Annotated in this window: 2 protein-coding genes; one reads left to right on the top strand and one right to left on the bottom strand. The window is 54.1% G+C overall.

Translation table 11 applies throughout. The features are described from left to right. The first annotated feature begins 61 nt into the window (after positions 1–61). Positions 62–400 (top strand): hypothetical protein, encoded by a 339-nt coding sequence (locus tag E4U03_RS12585; RefSeq protein WP_135014062.1) that lies wholly within the window; start codon positions 62–64, stop codon positions 398–400. 30 nt (positions 401–430) lie between these two features. On the opposite strand, the gene E4U03_RS12580 is transcribed toward E4U03_RS12585, so the two are convergent. After that, positions 431–632: helix-turn-helix domain-containing protein (locus E4U03_RS12580; RefSeq protein WP_194210420.1), on the bottom strand; the 202-nt coding region annotated here is incomplete at its 5' end.

Raw genomic sequence — 632 nt, 5'->3', positions numbered from 1 at the left:
ACCACATCAGCACCCAAGGACGGTGCCGTGAGAAAAAATCACGAGAAAAAGAACCCCCGTCATGAAGATTGAAATCCCCCTGTTCGATCAGGCAGAAGAGAACCCCACCGGGGAAGTTATCGACCTTACTTTCACTGAGCACGGATACCTAAGCGCCGAGACCGTCCGAAGCATTGTTCAAGGTACCGCTGAACGGGTAGTGCTGCAAGAAGTGAGCCTAGGGCTTTTAGAGCAGCCCTGGTTCTGGTCAGTAGCACTGGCAACAGGTGCGAAGGAGCTAGAACTGATGCTAGATGAGGGTGAGAGTCTGGGCTGGGTTGAGAGGTCTTTGAAGCGGGTTTCTTCAGTGGCGCAGGAGGTGCTGCCGGGGTGTTGGGGTCTGAAAACGGTAATACCCTGATTAAGCTTCCATAAATTGCACCTTCTGGTTTTAGTTCCAAGCGCCTTTGACTGTTCGCAAGCTGACACCAAGCTTTTCGGCAACTTCCCGTTGCTTGTAGCCCGATTCTTTGAGTGCCTGAATCTGCGCCCTACGCCCGATAGCCTGAGCACTCCGCACAGCCCTAGAAGCATTCGCGCCCTTCGCAAGATTGGCGCCCTGGGCTTTCTTCTGGGCTTCGGTCTTTCGGCTC

The organism is Rothia nasimurium (assembly GCF_004569295.1).
GTDB lineage: Bacteria > Actinomycetota > Actinomycetes > Actinomycetales > Micrococcaceae > Rothia > Rothia nasimurium_B.
Note: the sequence above shows the minus strand (reverse complement) of the source record. Positions and strands in the feature narration are given on the sequence as shown.